This window comes from Actinomycetota bacterium (genome assembly GCA_035697485.1).
Lineage (GTDB): Bacteria > Actinomycetota > UBA4738 > UBA4738 > HRBIN12 > JAOUEA01.
The window spans coordinates 1-4,694 of the sequence record DASSCU010000042.1 but is presented as its reverse complement, the minus strand read 5'-3'; the positions used below and the strand labels follow the sequence as shown (position 1 = coordinate 4,694).

At 70.5% G+C, this 4,694-nt stretch carries 4 protein-coding genes; 1 reads left to right on the top strand and 3 read right to left on the bottom strand.

Annotation, left to right across the window (positions count from 1 at the left end; translation table 11 throughout):
* Together VFI59_11495 and VFI59_11490 are read right to left on the bottom strand one after the other, a co-directional pair.
* The coding region (locus tag VFI59_11495) for an aldehyde dehydrogenase family protein (GenBank protein HET6714319.1) at positions 1-1,427 on the bottom strand (1,427 nt) is incomplete at its 3' end.
* A 56-nt stretch (positions 1,428-1,483) separates the two neighbouring features.
* On the bottom strand, positions 1,484-2,206 hold the full coding sequence (locus VFI59_11490) for a hypothetical protein (GenBank protein HET6714318.1): 723 nt from the start codon (positions 2,204-2,206) through the stop codon (positions 1,484-1,486).
* 163 nt (positions 2,207-2,369) lie between these two features.
* Between VFI59_11490 and VFI59_11485 the strand changes: the two genes are divergently transcribed.
* Positions 2,370-3,233: a HemK family protein methyltransferase gene (locus tag VFI59_11485; protein HET6714317.1), complete on the top strand. Its 864-nt coding sequence runs from the start codon at positions 2,370-2,372 to the stop codon at positions 3,231-3,233.
* On the opposite strand, the gene VFI59_11480 is transcribed toward VFI59_11485, so the two are convergent.
* The gene (locus VFI59_11480) at positions 3,164-3,670 is read right to left on the bottom strand and encodes a DinB family protein (GenBank protein ID HET6714316.1); all 507 of its coding nucleotides are present in this window, start codon (positions 3,668-3,670) and stop codon (positions 3,164-3,166) included. The two genes, VFI59_11485 and VFI59_11480, sit on opposite strands and share 70 nt — an antisense overlap.
* Between the last annotated feature and the right edge of the window lie 1,024 nt (positions 3,671-4,694).

The window sequence follows — 4,694 nt, the reverse complement described above, 5'->3', positions numbered from 1 at the left end:
CCCGACTGCCGCGAGCCGTTCCCGCTGCGTCCGTTGCCGCCGAACGGCAGGTGCGCCTCGGCGCCCGAGGTCGAGTTGTTCACGCTCACCATGCCCGCCGAGATGCGTTCGCGGAAGCGGAAGACGCTCAGCGGGTCGCTCGTGTAGATGCTGCTCGACAGGCCGTAGCCGTGCCCGTTCGCGAGCGCGATCGCCTCGTCGAACGTCTCGAACGTCGCGACGCCGACGAGCGGGCCGAACGTCTCGGTCGAGGCGAGGTCGTCGTCGTGCCGCACGCCGTCGACGATCGTGGGGTGGTAGAAGAGCCCCGCCTCGGGATCGCCGACGAATCCCTCCCGGGGGTTCGCATCCGTGATGCGTCCTGTGCCCGTCGAGCCGAGCACGGTGTGATGAGGCTGCACGAGCTCGAGCCAGGTCTCGAACCGATCGCAGAATCGAGAGGAGATCATCGGTCCGTAGAGCACGTCGGCCGTGGGGTCCCCGATCGGCGCTTGGGCCGTCGCCTTCGAGAACCGGTTGAGGAAGTCGTCGTGCACGTCGGCGTGCACGATCACGGTGCCGAGCGAGGTGCACCGCTGCCCCGCGGTTCCGAAGCCGCTGAACAGGGCCCCCTCGACGGCGAGGTCGAGGTCGGCGTCGGGCATCACCAGGAGCGGGTTCTTGCCTCCCAGCTCGAGACAGGGGGTCTGCAGGTGACGACCGGCGAGCTCGCCGATGCGGCGCCCGATCTCGGTCGAGCCGGTGAAGCCGATCTTGTCGACGAGCCCCTCGTCCAGCGTCTGCTCGAGCCCGGCGAACGTGGAGGTTCCGTCGGCGAGCACCATCGAGAAGACCCCGGCGGGCACGCCCGCGTGCAGCAGGAGTTGCGAGAACGCCTCGGCGGTCGCCGGCGTGTACTCGGCCGGCTTCCAGACGACCGCGTTCCCGCAGACGAGCGCCGGCACGATGTACCAGCTCGGCACCGCGACCGGGAAGTTGCCCGCCGTCACGATCGTCGCCACCCCCACCGGCACCCTGAAGGTGAACAGCTGCTTGTCGGGCATCTCGCTCGGCACGGTCTGGCCGTAGAGTCGGCGCCCTTCCGAGAGGAAGAAGTTGCAGGTGTCGACGACCTCCTGCACCTCGCCGTGCGATTCCCGGATCGGCTTGCCGATCTCCCGGGTGATCAGCCGTGCGAGCGCGTCGGCGTTGTCCTCGACGAGTCGCCCGAACTGCTGCACGACGCGGCCGCGGATCGGGGCGGGCGTGGCCCCCCAATCCGGCTGCGCGGCCCGCGCCAGCCGGTTCGCGTCGAGGAGCGTCGCGGCGTCGCCCAGGGCCGCGACGCCCAGCGTCTCCTCGAGTCGCGCCGGGTTCGAGACCGTGAGGGAACCGCCGGGGGCGCCGTCGGCGGGCGCGCCACCCACGAGGGATCGGATCGTCCGCATGCGGCGATGCTACGACGCGCGGTCAACCCGGGCGCGAGCGGGCGCAGGCCCGGCCGCTACGGCGTCAGGTCGGCGCAGAGCACCTCGATCTGCGCCGAGACCGTCGTCACCGACGACGGGAACAGCGTGAACGTGAACACCAGGTCCCACGGCCGGTTGGGCGGGCTCGTCACCGCGGCGCGTTCGTGCAACAACTGGCCCTGCGCGTAGAACGTCTCCGAGCCGAGCGGTCCCATCGCCCGGTCGTTCAGGTCGCATGAGAGGCCGACCTGCCTCGTCGTCGGTGAGCCCGTGGGGCTGTTGTACGTGAGGAAGCCCGTCCGCGTGTAGAAGCGGAGCGATCCACCCGTTCCCGGATCACCCTTCGGCCCCTGCTCGCCCTGCGGACCCTGCTCACCCTGGATGCCCTGCTCGCCCTGTGGCCCCTGCTCCCCCTTGGGTCCGCGCTCGCCTTGGATGCCCTGCTCGCCCTCGGGCCCCTGAAGGCCCCGCTCGCCCTGGATGCCCTGGTCGCCCTGCAGCCCTTGCTCGCCCTGCGGACCCTGCTCTCCCGCAGGACCGGCCGGGCCGGTCTCGTTCCACTGCACCAGCACGCTCTCGCCCGAGCAGCTCGGGGCATGGTTCACCGAGATGCTCCCCGGGATCACCTTGTCGTTCTTCGCGCAGGCGAAGAAGACGTCGTCGCCTTCGGAGCCGGCGAGCGCGAAGCCTCCGGCCAGCGATGTGACCGCGATCGCCGATGAGGCGAGGGTGATGGCGATGATCCTTCGGATGGACACGGAACCCTCCCGGGGGATGTGATCGTGTGGTCTTCCCACGAAGCATCGGCAGCGGGGGGTTCGCTCCTGCATCGACCTCTGGTGCCGAGTGACGCGATGCCCGGCCTACGACCTCGGTTCAGGTGCGGGTCCATCCGCAGACCACCGTTACCCTGGGCTCATCGTGGACCAGACACCGCTCGACGTTGTGGGGGTCTTGGCCGAGGCGGGATGCGTCGCCGCTCCCGAGGAAGCCGATGAGCTCATCCGCGCGGCCGAAGGCGATCGTGAGGTGCTCGACGACCTCGTGTCCCGTCGCAGCATGGGCGAGCCGCTCGCCTGGCTGACCGGCGCGACCACGTTCTGCGGGCTCCGGCTGGCCGTGACGCCGGGCGTCTACGTGCCCCGGCCCCAGACCGAGCCGCTGGCGCGGCGAGCTGCCTCTTTCCTGCCGCCGAAGGGGGCGGCCGTCGACCTCTGCACGGGTGCCGGCGCGATCGCGGCCGTGCTGTCGGCAGCCGTCCCGAGCGCGCACGTCGTCGCGACCGACCTCGATGTCGACGCGGTTCGATGTGCCAGGCGCAACGGCGTCGAGGCGTTCGAGGGCTTCCTCGACGATCCGCTGCCGAGGGAGCTCGAACGTACGGTCGACGTGATGACCGCCGTGGCGCCGTACGTGCCGACCGACTCGATCCGTCTGCTCCCGCCCGACGTCCAGGCGTTCGAGCCTCGGCTCGCGCTCGACGGGGGCGCCGAGGGCACCGACCTGCTCGTCGCGGTCGTTCGTCGGAGCACGCGGTGGTTGCGGCCCGGGGGGGGCCTCTGCCTCGAGCTCGGTGGCGATCAGGCCGACCCGATCGGACGATCGCTGCTCGACGCCGGGTTCGGGGAGCTCGACGTCATGGTCGACGACGACGGTGACACCCGAGCGATCTGCGCCCGACTCGGGAGGTCGTCGCCGCGACGGGAGCCGAAGCCTCAGTCCCAGAGATCGATCTGCGGAAAGCCGGCGGTCCCGAGGATCTCGTTCAGCTCGCCGCAGTGGTAAACGTCGTGCGCGAAGACCCGCTGCAGGACCCAACCGCGATCGTGGACCCGCTCCTCGGTGCCCCATCGGCGATGGATCATCTCGTCGAGCATGTCGAGCGTCCATCGATCCAGGCAGCGCTCGACGATGCTGAACGATGAGTCCAGCGCCCCGACGAGCGCCTCGGCGTCGAGCGGGTGGTCGAGATCGTCGTCGCCCGGGCAGTCGAAGGCGGCGTTCGTGAACGGCGTCGTCTCGGCGCCGGGCTCGCCGGCGAAGTCGCAGAGCCAGAACACCCGCTGGCAGGCCGTATGCCCGACGGTCGCCCAGATCGGCCATCGGTCGGGCGACGGTCTCGTCGCCAGCTGCTCCTCGGTCATCGCAGCGACGACGTCGCGCAGGCGCCGGTCGTACTCGGGCCACATGCGGTACGCAGCCCGGATCGTCAGGTCGCTCATGCGCCCACCGTACCCGGCCCTCGTCGCTCCCCGCTTGGGGGATAGGAGATAGGGCACGGCCAAACGCGTGGTGCTGGCCGTCCATCACACCGGGGCACGGGGTCGAGGTCACCGGGTTGACCGACGCCCGCCAGCACCACGAGTGCTTGTCGCCTCTCACGCGAAGGACCACGGTGCCGACCAGCCGTGGGTGTACCTCGACGCCCGCGCCGTCCGGAAGGCCATCATGGACACCCGCCGTGACGCCGCCGCCCCTCTGCCCCTCCTCGCCCACCCCGACAACGGCGGCTGCTACGGCTGCGGTGTCAGCGCCATCGACCGAGTGGGGCGACTACTCCACGTCGCGGCAGCACATCGAGTTGTGCGCCGACTGCGGCCCCCTGTGGGAGAGGACCAGCACCCCCAACGTGGGATTCCGCAACCGCCTGTGCGCCGACCTGCTCGGCGTGCCCGCGGGGATGATGTTCATCCACGGTCGTGTGTCGTTGCCCCGGGCGCGACACTCTGGCCCGCACCGTCGACGTGGTTCTTGTCGACGGGTCGCCGATCGTTGCCGGTCGCACGGTGGCGTCCTGGCGGAACCGTGGCCGTCGTCGCGGCAGTAGCGACACATGAGGATGCCGTCGGGCTCCTGAAGCGCCCGCACACTTCGCATCGCGCGCTCACGGCACTGAGGGTAAGGAGCTGCCGTCGGACGCTGAGTCGCCGCGGGCTCGAGCCGTGTCGGTGAATGTGAGGGTGTCCGGCTCGCACCAGATCGGGCATCACGCGCTCGTCAACTGCGCCGCCTGTCGGTGGGGTGGCGGTGCGCCGGATCCGTCGCGATATACGGCGCGTCGTCCCTGGCGTTCAACGTGGCGTGCGTGTTCGATGCTGATTGCGGTGCGAGCTCATGCCCCACTGACGATCACCATTTCGTTGCCTTCGGGGTCGGCGACCCGCCAGCGATCCTCCGACTCGTCAAGGAGCCGGCCACCGGCTGCGACGGTCGTGGCGAGGCGCGTCTGCGCGAGGTCCGACGGCA